This window comes from Streptomyces sp. NPDC087901, assembly GCF_044742205.1.
Taxonomy (GTDB): domain Bacteria; phylum Actinomycetota; class Actinomycetes; order Streptomycetales; family Streptomycetaceae; genus Streptomyces.
Genome location: NZ_JBIUUC010000006.1, coordinates 325,558 through 340,615, shown reverse-complemented (window position 1 = coordinate 340,615; position 15,058 = coordinate 325,558). Strand labels below are relative to the sequence as shown.

14 protein-coding genes are annotated in these 15,058 nt (G+C 69.5%); 5 read left to right on the top strand and 9 right to left on the bottom strand.

Annotation, left to right across the window (positions count from 1 at the left end; all coding sequences use genetic code 11):
* Positions 1-129: 129 nt before the first annotated feature.
* Positions 130-948 carry a phosphatase PAP2 family protein gene (locus tag ACIOEW_RS21745; RefSeq protein ID WP_401965173.1) on the top strand — a complete coding sequence of 273 codons (819 nt, stop codon included), beginning with the start codon at positions 130-132 and terminating at the stop codon, positions 946-948.
* Here ACIOEW_RS21745 and ACIOEW_RS21740 read toward each other — a convergent pair.
* The 8 genes from ACIOEW_RS21740 to ACIOEW_RS21705 form a co-directional block, all read right to left on the bottom strand.
* Positions 899-2,728 (bottom strand): chitinase, encoded by a 1,830-nt coding sequence (locus ACIOEW_RS21740; RefSeq protein WP_401965172.1) that lies wholly within the window; start codon positions 2,726-2,728, stop codon positions 899-901. The genes ACIOEW_RS21745 and ACIOEW_RS21740 overlap by 50 nt on opposite strands.
* A 114-nt stretch (positions 2,729-2,842) precedes the next feature.
* On the bottom strand, positions 2,843-3,292 hold the full coding sequence (locus ACIOEW_RS21735; protein ID WP_401965171.1) for a hypothetical protein: 450 nt from the start codon (positions 3,290-3,292) through the stop codon (positions 2,843-2,845).
* A gap of 136 nt (positions 3,293-3,428) precedes the next feature.
* Positions 3,429-4,844, bottom strand: coding sequence for an FAD-dependent oxidoreductase (locus tag ACIOEW_RS21730; protein ID WP_362550355.1), 1,416 nt, complete (start codon positions 4,842-4,844; stop codon positions 3,429-3,431).
* Between the two features lie 23 nt (positions 4,845-4,867).
* Positions 4,868-5,668 (bottom strand): ABC transporter permease, encoded by an 801-nt coding sequence (locus ACIOEW_RS21725; protein ID WP_350995044.1) that lies wholly within the window; start codon positions 5,666-5,668, stop codon positions 4,868-4,870.
* Complete coding sequence (locus ACIOEW_RS21720) at positions 5,668-6,594, bottom strand: ABC transporter permease (RefSeq protein WP_362550353.1); 927 nt, start codon at positions 6,592-6,594, stop codon at positions 5,668-5,670. The genes ACIOEW_RS21725 and ACIOEW_RS21720 overlap by 1 nt, the downstream gene beginning before the upstream one ends.
* On the bottom strand, positions 6,591-7,739 hold the full coding sequence (locus tag ACIOEW_RS21715) for an ABC transporter ATP-binding protein (protein WP_401965170.1): 1,149 nt from the start codon (positions 7,737-7,739) through the stop codon (positions 6,591-6,593). Before ACIOEW_RS21715 ends, ACIOEW_RS21720 begins: the two co-directional genes overlap by 4 nt.
* Before the next feature lie 54 nt (positions 7,740-7,793).
* Positions 7,794-9,044, bottom strand: coding sequence for a spermidine/putrescine ABC transporter substrate-binding protein (locus ACIOEW_RS21710; RefSeq protein WP_362550347.1), 1,251 nt, complete (start codon positions 9,042-9,044; stop codon positions 7,794-7,796).
* Positions 9,045-9,087: 43 nt separating this feature from the next.
* Positions 9,088-10,602 carry a gamma-aminobutyraldehyde dehydrogenase gene (locus tag ACIOEW_RS21705; RefSeq protein ID WP_401965168.1) on the bottom strand — a complete coding sequence of 505 codons (1,515 nt, stop codon included), beginning with the start codon at positions 10,600-10,602 and terminating at the stop codon, positions 9,088-9,090.
* 205 nt (positions 10,603-10,807) lie between these two features.
* Between ACIOEW_RS21705 and ACIOEW_RS21700 the strand changes: the two genes are divergently transcribed.
* Entirely contained in the window at positions 10,808-11,386 is a 579-nt protein-coding gene (locus ACIOEW_RS21700; RefSeq protein ID WP_401965167.1) for an NADAR family protein, read from the top strand.
* 107 nt (positions 11,387-11,493) lie between these two features.
* Here the strand turns inward: ACIOEW_RS21700 and ACIOEW_RS21695 are convergent, their stop codons facing one another.
* Positions 11,494-12,273 (bottom strand): DUF4190 domain-containing protein, encoded by a 780-nt coding sequence (locus ACIOEW_RS21695; RefSeq protein ID WP_362550338.1) that lies wholly within the window; start codon positions 12,271-12,273, stop codon positions 11,494-11,496.
* A gap of 123 nt (positions 12,274-12,396) precedes the next feature.
* On the opposite strand from ACIOEW_RS21695, the gene ACIOEW_RS21690 reads away from it, so the two are divergent.
* The 3 genes from ACIOEW_RS21690 to ACIOEW_RS21680 all read left to right on the top strand — a co-directional run bounded on the left by ACIOEW_RS21690 (position 12,397) and on the right by ACIOEW_RS21680 (position 15,056).
* Positions 12,397-13,431 carry an adenosine deaminase gene (locus ACIOEW_RS21690; RefSeq protein WP_362550335.1) on the top strand — a complete coding sequence of 345 codons (1,035 nt, stop codon included), beginning with the start codon at positions 12,397-12,399 and terminating at the stop codon, positions 13,429-13,431.
* Positions 13,432-13,455: 24 nt separating this feature from the next.
* A complete protein-coding gene (locus tag ACIOEW_RS21685) occupies positions 13,456-14,184 on the top strand; it encodes a glycerophosphodiester phosphodiesterase (RefSeq protein WP_401965166.1) in 729 nt (242 codons plus the stop codon).
* Between the two features lie 65 nt (positions 14,185-14,249).
* Positions 14,250-15,056, top strand: a complete 807-nt coding sequence (locus ACIOEW_RS21680; RefSeq protein WP_401965165.1) for an SAM-dependent methyltransferase — start codon at positions 14,250-14,252, stop codon at positions 15,054-15,056.
* Positions 15,057-15,058 lie beyond the last annotated feature (2 nt).

The following is a 15,058-nucleotide window of genomic DNA, read 5'->3' as shown; positions in this document are numbered from 1 at the left end:
CAGCGCACGGCGTTTTCTCCGGGGTTGCCCGGTGCCCGCGTGAGGGCCTGTGAAGAACGTGTGCGGGGGCGATGGCGGGATACCGTTCGACCTGTCGGTCCCCCATCACCTGACGTACGGTTTCCGCAGATGAGAGATGCACCCCGCCCGCAGGGGACTGCGGGCGATACCGGGTCGGAGCTTCCCCAGCGCCGTCCTGGTTGTGCCTTCGCGCACACCCCTGGGGCCTCTGGCTCCGGAACTCCTCACCGATCGGATGGCCGCCCGCCCCACACCCCCCGGGGCGCGCGGCAAACCGGTCCCACCGTCCGGCCCGGAACAACCCCCCCTGTTCCGGGCCGGACGGCCCTTTTCTTCTCCGTGGTGTCGGGCTTGCTGGCCCTGTTCGCACTCACCACCTGGCAGATCGCGGCCGACGGCCCGCTGCGCCTTCTGGACGAGCGCGCCGGCCGGGCCCTCGTCGGACACGGCCCGCAGCAACTCACGGAATTCCTCGCCGATCTCGGCAACATGCAGGTCGCGCTCCCGGTCCTCGGCTGCGCGATCGTCTGGACCCTGGTGCGCGGAGAGCGCCGGGCTCCCCTTGCTGCCGCCCTGGCCATGGCAGCCGTGCCGCTGCTCGTCGTCCCGCTCAAGGGCTGGATCGCCCGTCCGGGGCCGCTCACGGATGCCACCGGCTACTACCCGTCGGGTCATGCGGCCACCGCCGCGGTGGCGTACGGCGCCGCGGCGCTGCTGCTGGCCCCGTACGTGGCGCGCACATGGATGATGCCCGTCGCCGCCGTCCTGATGACGGCGGCGACGGGCATCGGTCTGGTGCTCCGCGGCTACCACTGGCCGCTGGACGTGAGCGGCAGCTGGTGTCTGTGCGGAGTGCTGCTGGTGGCGCTGTGGGTGCTCAGCCGCCGAAGTAGGCGTCGAAGTTCTTGGAGAACTCCCAGTTGTTGAAGCGGTCCCAGTTGACCGACCACGTCATCAGCCCGCGCAGCCCCGACCACGTCCCGTGCGTGGCGTACGAGCCGCAGTCCGTCTTCTTCGTCAGGCAGTTCAGCGCCTTGGTGACCTCGGCCGGCGAGGTGTGTCCGTTGCCCGCCTGGGTGGAGGCCGGCAGGCCGATCGCGACCTGGTCGGGTCGGAGACCGGGGAAGATCTTCGTCTGGTCCCCGGCGACGGGGAACCCGGTCAGCAGCATGTCGGTCATCGCGATGTGGAAGTCGGCGCCGCCCATGGAGTGGTACTGGTTGTCCAGACCCATGATGGAGCCCGAGTTGTAGTCCTGGACGTGCAGCAGGGTGAGGTCGTCGCGCAGCGCGTGGATCACCGGCAGATAGGCCCCGGCACGCGGGTCCTGACCGCCCCACGGCCCGGAGCCGTAGTACTGGTATCCGAGCTGCACGAAGAAGGTCTCGGGAGCCATGGTGAGGACGAACTTCGCGCCGTACTTGGCCTTGAGGGTCTTCACCGCGGAGATCAGGTTGACGACGACCGGGGTGGTGGGGCTGCGGAAGTCGGTGTCGCCGGTGTTCAGCGAGAGCGAGTGGCCCTCGAAGTCGATGTCCAGGCCGTCCAGCCCGTACTCGTCGATGATCTTGCTGACCGAGGAGACGAACGTGTCACGTGCGGCGGTGGTGGCGAGCTGCACCTGGCCGTTGGCGCCGCCGATGGAGATCAGCACCTTCTTGCCTGCGGCCTGCTTGGCCTTGATGGCCGCCTTGAACTCGGCCACGGACTCGACGTTCGGGCACTCGGTGACCGGGCAGAGCGAGAAGCGGATATCGCCGGAGGTGACGGAGGTCGGCTCGCCGAAGGCCAGGTCGATGACGTCCCAGGAGTCAGGCACGTCCGCCATCCGGGTGTAGCCGGAGCCGTTGGCGAAGCTGGAGTGCAGATAGCCGACGAGCGCGTGGGCGGGCAGCTCCGCGCCGCCTCCTCCCCCGCTGCTGCCGGACGTCGTGGTGGCGGAGACCGCGGCGGACTTCGCGGACTCGCCCGCGGCGTTGGTGGCGCTGACCTGGAAGTTGTACGCGGTCGAGGCGGCCAGTCCCGTCACGGTCGCCGAGGTGCCGGTGGCGGAGAGGACCTTCGTACCGCCCTGGTAGACGTTGTAGCCGGTGGCGCCCGTGGCGGCGGTCCAGGACAGGGGGACCGAGGACGAGGTGGGCGTGCCGGCCTTGAGGCCTGCGGGGACCGCCGGGAGCGCGACCGGGTCGCCGCCGGGGCCGACGAGGGTGAGGTCGTCGGCGTAGTAGGCGGGGGTTCCGTACCAGCCGTGCGTGTACACGGTGACCGAGGTGGTCGACGCGCCCGTCTTGAAGGTGGTGGTGAGCTGCTTCCAGTCACCGGCGGACTGCGTCCAGGTGGACACGTCCGTCGTGCCGGTGCCCTCCGCACCCAGGTAGACGTAGCTGCCCTGCACCCAGGCGCTCAGCGTGTACGTGGAGCCGGGCTTGACCGTCACCGCCTGGGAGCACTTGGCGTTGTCGCTGCCGGCCGGGGTCGCCTTCAGCGCCGAGGTGCCGCCGTGTACGGGCGTGCTGACGGCGGCTCCGCTGCCGCCCGTACAGTTCCAGCCGCTCAGGCCGGCCTCGAAGGTTCCGTTGCGCGCCAGATCCGCGTCGGCCGCGGCGGCGCCCGGTGCCGTGGCGGCCAGTCCGCCGACGGCCAGAAGGGCCGCCGAGAAGGCGGCCAGAAGTCCGGTCATGCGGGCGGGGGGTCCCGTGCGTTCCACAACGGCCTCCGTGCAGGGGGGAATTGGGTGTGGCGCACAACATGGTCCAGACCAATCAGGTTGTCAAGACCTCTGGCACCCAGCCCCTTGTTCCCTGCTTCCCGTCGCGGCCGGCTATTCCCTGCTTCCCGCTGCGGCCTCGTGCATCGCCAGTTCCAGCAGCGTGGCGTCGGTGAGTGTGCCGGACCCGTCCGGCGGGATCAGCCAGCGCACCCCGCCGACGGCGGCCCGTCCCGGGTGGGGGACCACAATCCAGGTGCCCTGGCCCGCACCCCGCACCCCTGTGCCCACCCAGCGGGCGACCGTGCCCGGCGGCACGAAGAAGCCCATGCGGGCGTCACCGAAGTCGGAGAGGACCGGTCCCGGCCGGTCGATGAGGCGGGTGAGCACGTCGAGCGTCGGATAGCCCAGCTCCCCCGGGAGAATCAGCACGTCCCAGCGCCGGCCGGCGGGAAGGAGCGCGATCCCTCGCGGATTGCGCTCCCATTCCCACCTGCAGGCGTCCGGATCCGGCGCCACCGACGCAAGCCACTCCACCGCTGCATTGACCCCCGTGCCCGTCATGGCCGTCCTCCGTTCCGTGTCGCACCGGCAGGAGTTGCCGGTGCGTTCACCCGGGAGAGAGGGGTCGGGCCGATCCATTACGCGGGTTCGGCTACCAATCAGTAGTGATCTGGGTCACGAGGCGGCGCTCCGTGGCTCAGCTGTCGAAACCGAGGCCCACGCGGTCCATCGTCCGCAGCCACAGATTGCGGTGGCCGCCGTTGTCGTCCGCCCTGGCCAGCGACCGCTTCGTCAACTCGATCCCGGCCCAGGCGAGGGGCTCCGGCGGGAACGGCATCGGCTTGGTCCGCACCATCTCCAGCGCGGTGCGCTCGGTCCGTGTCCCCGCGAGGAGGTCGAGCATGACATCGGCTCCGAACCGGGTGGCCCCGACGCCGAGTCCGGTGAATCCGGCGGCATAGGCGACCCGGCCCTGATGGGCCGTTCCGAAGAATGCGGAGAAGCGGGAACAGGTGTCGATCGCACCGCCCCAGGCATGACTGAAACGCAGGCCAGTCAATTGCGGGAAACACTCGAAGAACTGCCCGGCGAGCTTCAGGAACGTCTCGGGCCGCTGGTCGAGAGCGGCGCTGAGCCGGCCTCCGTACGGATAGATCGCGTCGTAGCCGCCCCACAGAATCCGGTTGTCCGCGGAAAGCCGGAAGTAGTGGAACTGATTGGCGCTGTCGCCGAGCCCCTGGCGGTTCTTCCAGCCGATGGCGGCAAGCTGGTCCTCCGTCAGCGGCTCGGTCATCAGCGCGTAGTCGTAGACCGGGACGGTGTACGGGCGGACCCGCTTCACGAGTGAGGGGAAGATGTTCGTGCCCAGGGCGACGTGCCGGGCGAGGACCTTTCCGTACGGCGTCCGGACCGCCATTCCGGTTCCGGTTCTGGCCAGTTCCAGCCCGCGGGTGTGCTCGTAGATCCGCACACCCAGGTCGAGGCAGGCCTGCTTCAGACCCCAGACCAGCTTGGCCGGATGCAGCATCGCGACGCCGCTCCGGTCCCAGAGCCCGCCCAGGAATGTCGGTGAGTCGACTTCTGCGCGCAGCGCGTCGCGGTCGAGGAACTCGACTCCGCCGAAGCCGTGCCGTTCGGCCTCCTGGTGCCATTCCCGCAGCTCTTCGAGCTGGTGGGGCTGGGTGGCGACATCGATCTCGCCGGTGCGCTCGAACTCGCAGTCGATGGAGTAGCGGGCGACGGCCGCCTCGATGGCGTCGAGGTTGCGCGCGCCCAGCTCCTCCAGTTTCGCGATCTCGCCCGGCCAGCGCTCCAGTCCGTTGGGCAGGCCGTGGGTGAGTGAGGCGGCGCAGAATCCGCCGTTGCGGCCCGAGGCGGCCCAGCCCGTCTCGTGCCCCTCGATCAGTACGACATCACGTTCCGGTTCACGTTCCTTGGCGAGCAGTGCGGTCCACAGTCCGCTGTAGCCGCCGCCGATGACCAGGAGATCGCATTGCTCGTCGCCGGTGAGCGCGCCGAGCGCCTCGGGCCTGCCGGGGTCGTCGAGCCAGAAGGACACCGGCTTGGCGTCGGAGAGTGATTGTGCGGCAGTACGCATGGCAGCTGGGGCCATGGTTTCCAACTCCTTCGGGACTTTCAGGGTCGTGCGTTCTTCCGCCGGTTCGCGATCAGCTGGCCGACGAGAACCACCAGTACCGCAATGATGAACATCGCTGTACCGATGACGTTGATCTGCACGGGAGTGCCGCGCTGTGCCGAGCCCCAGACGAACATGGGGAAGGTCACGGTGGAACCCGCGTTGAAATTGGTGATGATGAAATCGTCGAAGGAGAGCGCGAAGGCGAGAAGCGCTCCCGCGGCGATTCCGGGGGCGGCTATCGGCAGGGTCACCCGCACGAAGGTCTGCACCGGTCCGGCGTACAGATCGCGGGCCGCCTCCTCCAGCCTCGGGTCCATCGACATGACGCGCGCCTTGACGGCCGTCACGACGAAGCTGAGGCAGAACATGATGTGGGCGATGAGGATCGTCCAGAAGCCCAGCTGCGCACCCATGTTGAGGAACAGCGTGAGCAGCGACGCGGCCATGACGACCTCGGGCATCGCCATCGGCAGGAAGATCAGCGAGTTGATCGCGCCACGCGCCCGGAAGCGGTAGCGGACCAGGGCGAACGCGATCATCGTGCCGAGCACGGTCGCGCCGACCGTGGCCCAGACGGCGATCTGGAGGGAGAGCGAGAGCGAGCCGCACATGTCGGCGACGCCGCAGGGGTCCTTCCAGGCGTCGGTCGAGAAACGCTGCCAGGAGTAGTTGAAGCGCCCGTTGGGCTTGTTGAAGGAGAACACCATCACGACGATGTTCGGCAGGATCATGTAGGCGAGGGTCAGCAGACCCGCGATGACGATCAGATGGCGTCGCAGCCAGCGCAGTACGGGCATCAGACCAGGTCCTCCGTCCCGGAGCGGCGGATGTAGACGGTGACCATGACCAGGACGACCGCCATGAGGATGAAGGAGAGCGCGGCCGCCGTCGGATAGTCGAGGACGCGCAGGAACTGGCTCTGGATGACGCTGCCGACCATCTTGGTGTCGGTGGAGCCCAGGAGTTCCGCGTTGACGTAGTCACCGCTGGCCGGGATGAAGGTCAGCAGCGTCCCGGAGACGACACCCGGCATGGACAGCGGGAACGTCACCTTGCGGAACGTGGTGGCGGGCGTGGCGTACAGGTCCCCGGCGGCCTCGTGCAGCCGGCCGTCGATGCGTTCCAGCGAGGTGTAGAGCGGCAGGATCATGAACGGCAGGAAGTTGTACGTGAGACCGCAGACCACCGCCATCGGTGTGGCCAGGACGCGGTTGTTCTCGGTCCAGCCGAGCCAGCTGGTGACGTCCAGGACGTGCAGCGTGTTCAGTACGTCGACGACCGCGCCGCCGTCCGCGAGGATCGTCTTCCAGGCGAGCGTACGGATCAGGAAGCTGGTGAAGAACGGGGCGATGACCAGCACCAGCACCAGGTTGCGCCAGCGGCCGGCCTTGAACGCGATGAGGTAGGCGAGCGGGTAGCCCAGGAGCAGGCACAGGATCGTCGCGGTGCCCGCGTACAGCAGGGACCGGATGAACTGCGGGTAGTAGTCGGCCAGCGCGTCCCAGTACGTCTGGAAGTGCCAGGTGACCTCGAACCCCTTCTCCAGGGATCCCGTCTGTACGGAGGTGGAGGCCTGGTAGACCAGCGGCAGCGCGAAGAAGACGACGAGCCACAGGATGCCGGGGAGCAGCAGCCAGTAGGGGACGAGGCGCTTGCGGGTGGAGGGCTTGCGCACTTCCGGCTCGGTGGCGGGGGCCGGTGGCGCCTCCTTGGTGAGGCTCACGCCGCGTCCTCCACCGTCTCCACACCGGCGTCGATGTCCTGGGCTGCGTCCAGGCCGAAGGTGTGCGCCGGGTTCCAGTGCAGGACGACCTCGGCCCCGGGGATGAGGCCGGTGCGGGATTCGATGTTCTGCTCGTACACGTGCAGCGTCTTGCCCGCGGGGCTCTCGACCACGTACTGCGTGGAGACACCGATGAAACTGGAGTCGACGATCCGGCCGGTGACCCGGTTGCGGCCCTCGGCTATCGCGTCGGCCTCGGTGGCGTGCGCGAGCGAGATCTTCTCCGGGCGGATGCCGAGCAGCAGCTTGCCGCCGTTCTCGGAGGGCCCGGCGCACCGGTCGGCGGGCAGCCGCAGCTTCCCGCCGCCGGCTGCCACGACTATGTCCGTGGCCGCGGAGACGACTTCGCCCTCGATCAGGTTCGAGGTGCCCAGGAAGTTGGCGACGAAGGTGGTCCGCGGGTTCTCGTACAGATCGGCGGGGGCGCCGAGCTGTTCGACCCGGCCGGCGTTCATCACCGCGACGGTGTCGGCCATGGTCATGGCCTCCTCCTGGTCGTGGGTGACGTGGATGAACGTGATGCCGACCTCGGTCTGGATGCGCTTGAGTTCGAGCTGCATCTGGCGGCGCAGCTTGAGGTCGAGGGCGCCGAGCGGTTCGTCGAGCAGCAGCACCTGGGGGTGGTTGATCAGGGCGCGGGCGACGGCGACGCGCTGCTGCTGGCCGCCGGAGAGCTGATGGGGCTTGCGCTTCGCGAAGTCGCCGAGCTGGACGAGCTCCAGCATGTCGTCGACCTGCTTCTTCACCGACTTGATGCCGCGCCGGCGCAGACCGAAGGCGACGTTCTCCGTGATGTCGAGGTGCGGGAAGAGCGCATAGCTCTGGAAGACCGTGTTGACGGGGCGCTTGTACGGGGGCAGGGCGGTGATGTCGCGGCCGCCGAGGGTGACGGTGCCGGTAGTGGCATCCTCCAGGCCGGCGATCATCCGCAGGGTGGTGGTCTTGCCGCAGCCGGACGCGCCGAGCAGCGCGAAGAAGGAGCCCTGCGGGACGGTCAGATCGAGCGGTTGGACGGCGGCGAAGGAGCCGTACGCCTTGCTGATCCCGGTGAGGCGGACGTCGCCGCCTGTCTGCTGCTGTGTCATGGATCGCAGTCCCAGTGGTGTCAGAGGGAGATCAGGGGGAGGAGGTGCGTGGCGTCAGGCGCCGATGAGCTTGGCGAACTTCTCCTCGTACGCCGTCTCTTCCTTGGAGGTGAGGGAGCGGAAGGCGTGCGACCTGGCGGCCATCGCCTTGTCCGGGAGGATCAGCGTGTTGGCGGCCATCGCCTTGTCGATCCTGGCGAGTTCGTCACGGACCCCGTCGACCGGGCAGACGTAGTTGATGTACGCGGCAAGCTGGGCGGCGACCGGGGGCTCGTAGTAGTAGTCCATGAGCTTCTCGGCGTTGGTCTTGTGCCGTGCCTTGGCCGGGACCAGCATGTTGTCGCTGGAGGTGATGTATCCGGCGGCCGGGATGGCGAACTTGATGTCCGGGTTTCCGGCCTGGAGCTGGATGATGTCGCCGGCCCAGGCGACGCAGGCGGCGATGTCGCCCTTGTCGAGGTCGGCGGTGTAGTCGTTGCCGGTGAAGCGGCGTATCTGGTTCTTGTCGACGCCCTTCTGGAGGCGGCCTATCGCCGCGTCGTAGTCGGCGTCGGTGAACTTCCCCGGGTCCTTGCCCATGTCGAGCAGGGTCATGCCGACGGAGTCGCGCATCTCGGAGAGGAAACCGACCCGGCCCTTGAGCGTGGGGTCGTCGAGCAGCTGTGTCACGGAGTCGACCTTGCGCCCGCCGGTCGCCTTGGAGTTGTAGGCGATGACCGTCGGGATGCCGGTCCAGGGGTAGGAGTAGGCGCGGCCGGGGTCCCAGTCGGGGGTACGGAACTGGGGCGAGAGGTTGGCGAAGGCGTGCGGCAGGTTCGCCGGGTCGAGCTTCTGGGCCCAGCCGAGCCGGATGATGCGGGCTGCCAGCCAGTCGGTGACGATGATCAGGTCGCGGCCGGTTTCCTGGCCGGCCGCGAGCTGCGGTTTGATCTTCCCGAAGAACTCGACGTTGTCGTTGATGTCCTCGGTGTACTTGACCTTGATCCCGGTGCGTTCGGTGAACGCGTCCAGGGTGGGCCGGTGCTTCTCGTCCTCGCTGACGTCCATGTACTCGGTCCAGTTGGAGAAGTTGACCTGCTTCTCCTTGGCCGAGTGGTCGTCCGAGGCCGCCGCCGCGTCGCCCTCCCTCTTGGCGGGCGGGATGCCGCACGCGCTCAGCGTCCCCAGTCCGCCGATCGCGAGCGCGCCGAGGCCTGAGGCGCGCAACATCGATCGGCGGGTGAGGGCTCCCCTGCCGTTGGTCAGACTCCGGCGCATCGCGGCCAGCTGGGCCGCGGAGAGACGCTCGGGCTCGTACTGCTCCATACGCGTTGCCCTTTCGGGTGGGTGTGCGGCCGGAACGGCCGGGTTATCGGTCCCCGAAGATCGTGCGGTGCCAGTCCTTCCGGGCGACCGCGGTGTTGTCGTACATCACGTGCTTGACCTGCGTGTACTCCTCGAAGGAGTACGACGACATGTCCTTGCCGAAGCCGCTGGCCTTGTATCCGCCGTGCGGCATCTCGCTGATGATCGGGATGTGGTCGTTGATCCAGACGCAGCCCGCCTTGATCTCGCGGGTGGCGCGGCCCGCGCGGTACAGGTCGCGGGTCCAGGCGGAGGCAGCGAGTCCGTAGGGGGTGTCGTTGGCCAGGGCGATGCCTTCGTCGTCGGTGTCGAAGGGCAGGACGACCAGGACGGGGCCGAAGATCTCGGACTGGACGATCTCGCTGTCCTGGGCGGCCCCGGCGACCAGGGTCGGCCGGTAGTACGCGCCGTCGGCGAGGTCGCCGCCCGGGACCTCGCCGCCGGTGACGACGGTGGCGTAGGCGCGGGCGCGCTCGACGAAGCCGGCGACCCGGTCGCGCTGCGCGTGGCTGATCAGCGGGCCGAGGTCGGTCTTCGGGTCGAACGGGTCGCCGAGCCGGACGGTCTCCATCAGCGCGGCGACACCCTGGACGAAGGCGTCGTGGAGCGGGCGCTGGACATAGGCCCGGGTGGCTGCCGTGCAGTCCTGGCCGGTGTTGATGAGGGAGCCGGCGACGGCTCCGTTGACCGCGGCCTCCAGATCGGCGTCGTCGAAGACCAGGAAGGGGGCCTTGCCGCCGAGTTCGAGGTGGAGGCGCTTGACGGTGGAGGTGGCGATCTCCGCGACGCGCTTGCCGACGGCGGTGGAGCCGGTGAAGGAGGTCATCACGACGTCCGGGTGGCCGACGAGGTGTTCACCGGCGTCCTTGCCGGCGCCGGTGACGATGTTGATCACGCCGTCCGGGATGCCGGCCTCGGTGGCCGCCTGCGCGAACATCAGCGAGGTCAGCGGGGTGATCTCGGCGGGCTTGAGCACGATGGTGTTGCCCGCGGCGATGGCCGGGAGGACCTTCCAGGCAGCCATCTGGAGCGGGTAGTTCCAGGGGGCGATGGAGCCGACGACGCCGATCGCCTCACGCCGTACGTACGAGGTGTGGTCGCCGTCGTACTCGGCGGCGGACTTTCCCTCCAGGTGGCGGGCGGCGCCGGCGAAGAAGGAGGTGTTGTCGACCGTGCCGGGGACGTCGAACTCGGTGGAGAGCTTGACCGGCTTGCCGCACTGGAGGGACTCCGCGTACGCGAAGTCGTCCGCCTGCTCGGCGAGGACGGCGGCGAAGCGGTGCATGGCCTCGGAGCGCTCGGCCGGGGTCGCTCCCGACCAGCCGGGGAAGGCGTCGCGCGCCGCGGCGACGGCCGCGTCGACATCGGCGGTGCCCGCCAGCTCGTAGCTGTAGACGGTCTCGCCCGTCGCCGGGTTCACCACCTCGTGCCTGCGTCCTGATGTGCCGGACCGCAGCCTTCCGCCGATGTACTGCGCGCCGTCCGCGAAGCGGTCCTGCACCTGGAAGCTGTTGCCCATCACATCTCCTCCGCCGCTGCCCCGCAGACCGGGGGCGGCGTAGCTTCTGCTCGATTTGACTGCCGATCCTGACAGAGCGGACCGCACCCAACAAGTGATTCCGTTGTTGCCTTTTGGTTACGCGACGGAATCTGTCGACCATGTGTCGCGTCGGTGCGGAAATCCACGTACGTAGTGTCAGTGGCGAATGCCAGAATCGCGTGTCATGGAACACATCGGGGATGTCCGGCATGTCGGCGCGCCCACGGATCGGCCCGTTCTCGGCAAGAGGGTGAAGTACCTGCTGTTCTGGGGACACCGGCCGCGCCCGGACGGCCAGATCGGTGCGAGCTGCCTCAGCCAGTGGTGGCCGTCGCCGTTCACCGTCGACGGGGTGACATACGCGTCGGCCGAGCACTGGATGATGGCCGGCAAGGCGAGGCTGTTCGGTGACGCGGAGGCAGCGCAGCGCGCGGTGGCGGCGAAGAGTCCGGCCCAGGCGAAGAAGGAGGGCCGGCTGGTCCGCGATTTCGACGAGACCGTCTGGCAGCGCGAGCGGTTCGGGCTGGTGGTGGCGGGCAGCATCCATAAATTCGGCCAGGACCCGGCACTGCGGAAGTTCCTGCTGGGCACGGGCGACCGGATGCTGGTCGAGGCGAGCCCGAAGGACCGGATCTGGGGCATCGGGCTGGCGGCGGACGATCCGCGTGCGGAGAATCCGTCGACGTGGCAGGGCCTGAATCTGCTGGGGTTCGCGCTGATGGAGGCACGATCCGCGCTGCGGGGCGAGGCGAGCGGCATATGAAACGGCCCGCGGGCCGGCGGGATGATCTCCCACCGCCCCGCGGGCCGCTGTCGTCCTGGCCGCTGCGGTCCTGGCCGATTATCGGGCAGTACCCGGGGCCAGGGACGTCATCGCGCGTCCTCGACGATCAGGGACGTCCCGTAGGTGTCGTCGTAGGTGGTGTCGTCGTCGAACTCGTCCGCGTGCGCGGCGAAGAGCCAGATGACGGACCCGATGATGATGACGCCGATGGCTATGCCTATGGACCCCATGATGATCCCGGCCAGCGCCTGGCCCGCGTTGTCCGCCTCGCCGCGTCCGACCCGCTTGCGGCCGATGATGCCGAAGATCAACGCGAGGATGCCCAGGATGAGACTCGGGATGCCGTACACACAGAAGAGGCAGATGGCCAGGATCCCCAGCACCATCGCCGCCGTGCCCATGCCGTTCGCGGGCCCGGTGGCGCCCCATACCGGCTGGCCGCCGTAGCCCGCGTAGTCGCCGTACTGCGGAACCGGCGGTGCGGGATAGCCGTACTGCGGCTGCGGCGGGGCCGGGTAGCCGTACTGCCCCGCCGGCGGCGGTGTCCCCTGCCCGGGACCGTTCGGTCCGACCGGCGGGGGCGGCACCGACCCGGGGCCCGGGCCCTGCCAGCCGCCGGGGCCGGCCGGCTGTCCCTGGTCGGGCGGTCCGAAGCCGGCCGTCGGTATCGGGCCCGTTCCGACGCCCGGCATCGACGTGACCGTCTGCTGGTCGTGCACGCGCGGCGAGCCAGGGGTCCCCGTGCCGCCGTCCGTCTGCGGGCTGGTGTCCCCGGTGTTCTTGTCCAACGGCACCCGGTTGTCCGGCGGAGCCCATGGATCGCGCGGCGCGGCCCCGTCCGCGGGCCGTTCTGTGTTGTCTGACATGGGCCTCCCCCATCGTGATGCCCGTCATGCTACGGGCCTCCCCCGTCCTACGATGACTCCCGTCCCCCGCCCGGTTCCGCGACGTACCCGGGCTCCGCACCACCCCTGCCCCCGGAGGATCCGATGACCGATCTGCACCCCTTCATCGCAGGGCTGCCCAAGGCCGAACTCCATGTCCACCATGTCGGTTCCGCCTCGCCCCGCATCGTCGCCGAGCTGGCCGCGCACCACCCCGACTCGAAGGTCCCCACCGACCCCGAGGCACTGGCCGACTACTTCTCCTTCACCGACTTCGGCCACTTCATCGACGTGTACCTCTCGGTCGTGGATCTGATCCGCACCCCGGAGGACGTCCGGCTCCTGACGTTCGAGGTCGCCCGCGACATGGCGCGGCAGAACATCCGTTACGCGGAACTGACCGTCACCCCCTTCTCCTCCACCCGCCGCGGCATTCCCGATCAGGCGTTCATGGAGGCCATAGAGGATGCCCGCAAGGCCGCCGAGTCCGAGCTCGGGGTCGTCCTGCGCTGGTGCTTCGACATTCCGGGCGAGGCCGGCCTCGAAGCCGCCGAGGAGACCACCCGGCTCGCCGTCGACCTGCGGCCGGAGGGGCTTGTCTCCTTCGGTCTCGGCGGCCCCGAGATCGGGGTGGAGCGGCCGCAGTTCAAGCCCTACTTCGACCGGGCGATCGCCGAGGGCCTGCACTCCGTGCCGCACGCCGGGGAGACCACGGGACCGCAGACGATCTGGGACGCGCTGACCTCGCTGCGCGCCGAGCGCATCGGCCACGGCACCAGCTCGGTGCGCGACCCGAGGCTCCTGGAGCACCTCGCCGAGCACCGCATCCCGCTCGAGGTGTGCCCCACCTCCAACATCGCGACCCGGGCGGTGACGGACATCGAGCAGCACCCCGTCAGGGAGATGGTCCGGGCCGGTGTCCTGGTCACCATCAACAGCGACGACCCGCCCATGTTCGGCACCGACCTCAACAACGAGTACGGGGTGGCGGCCCGCCTCCTCGGCCTCGACGAGCGGGGTCTCGCCGCGCTCGCGAAGAACGCCGTCGAGGCGTCCTTCCTCGACGCGGCCGGCAAGCGCACGCTGTCCGCCGAGATCGACACGTACACGACGGACTGGCTGGAGCACACCGGTCGGTGACCGCTCGGTGGTGACAATGGCCCCATGGCCACTGTCACCCATGTCACCCCTGTCACCCGTGTCACCGCCGTCGCACACCGCGGCGATCCGTACCGCGTCCGGGAGAACACCCTCCCCTCGGTCCGCTCCGCCCTCGAACGGGGGGCGGACGCGGTCGAGATCGATGTCCGGGTCACCCGCGACGGCGTGCCGGTCCTGCTGCACGACGCCACGCTGGAGCGGCTGTGGGGTCATGACCTGCGGCTGGACCGGCTCACCCACCAGGAGCTGACCGAGCTGACGGCGGGCGGGGTGCCGACCCTGCGCGAGGCCCTGCTCGCCGCCGGGGCGCATCGCGTCATGATCGATCTGCCCGGCTCCACCGACGCGTCCGTACGGAAGACCGTCGGCGTGGTCCGGGAGTGCGGGGCCGGTGAGCGCGCCTACTACTGCGCGGGGCCCGAGGCGATGCTGCGGGTGCGGGCCGCCGATCCGTCTGCCGAGATCGCGATGACCTGGACGACGCTCGCCCCGCCCCGGGCCGGGCTGCTGGAGGCGGTGCGGCCGCGCTGGCTGAACTACCGCTTCGGCCTGGTGAGCCGGGAGCTGACGGACCGCAACCACCGGGACGGGCTGCTGGTGTCGGCGTGGACGGCGGACACCGGACGGACGATGCGCCGGCTGATCGGGCAGGGCGTGGACTCCATCACGACCAACCGGATCGACGTCCTGCACAAGGTGATCGCCAACTCCGCGTCCCGCGACGGATCCTGACCGGTCCGGCATCATGGACGGGACCTCATCGTCCCGATGCCAGGCCGGCGCCAAGGAGATCAGCAGTGACCGCCCCCCGCAGCAGTTCCCTTCCCGCCCGCGTCCGTTCCGACGTCGCCCACAACGCCCGGGTCTGGAACTACTGGCTCGGCGGCAAGGACCACTTCCCGGTGGACCGGACGGTCGGCGACCGGGTCACCGGCATGTATCCGAGCATCGGCGAAGTGGCGCGGGCCGACCGGGCGTTCCTCGGGCGGGTGGTGCGGTATCTGGCCGGTGACGCGGGCATCGGCCAGTTCCTGGACATAGGCACCGGCCTGCCGACGGCGGACAACACCCATGAGGTCGCCCAGCACACCGCGCCCGACGCCCGCGTCGTGTACGTGGACAACGACCCGATCGTCCTGGCGCACGCCCGCTCGCTGCTCACCAGCTCGCCGGAGGGCGCGACCGAGTACATCGAGGCGGACGCCCGGAACCCGGAGCAGATCCTGCGGGCGGCGCAGCCGACCCTCGACCTGGAGCGCCCGGTGGCGGTCATGCTGCTGGGCATCCTGAACTTCGTCCTCGACACGGACGAGGCGCTGCGCATCGTCCGGCAGCTGATGGACGCGGTGCCCTCCGGCAGCTACCTGACCCTCACCCACCCCACCCTGGAGCTGGGCGGCGAGGGCAACGAGGCGGCGATGCGCTTCTGGAACGAGAACGCCACTCCCCCGATCACCGCTCGCGGACGGTTCGAGGTCGCCGCGTTCCTGGACGGGCTGGACCTCGTCGATCCGGGCATCGTCTCGTGTGCGCGCTGGCGCCCCGCCCCGGGCACCCGGGCGCCCGAGGTCGCCCAGTTCGGTGTGGTCGCGCGGAAGCCCTGACG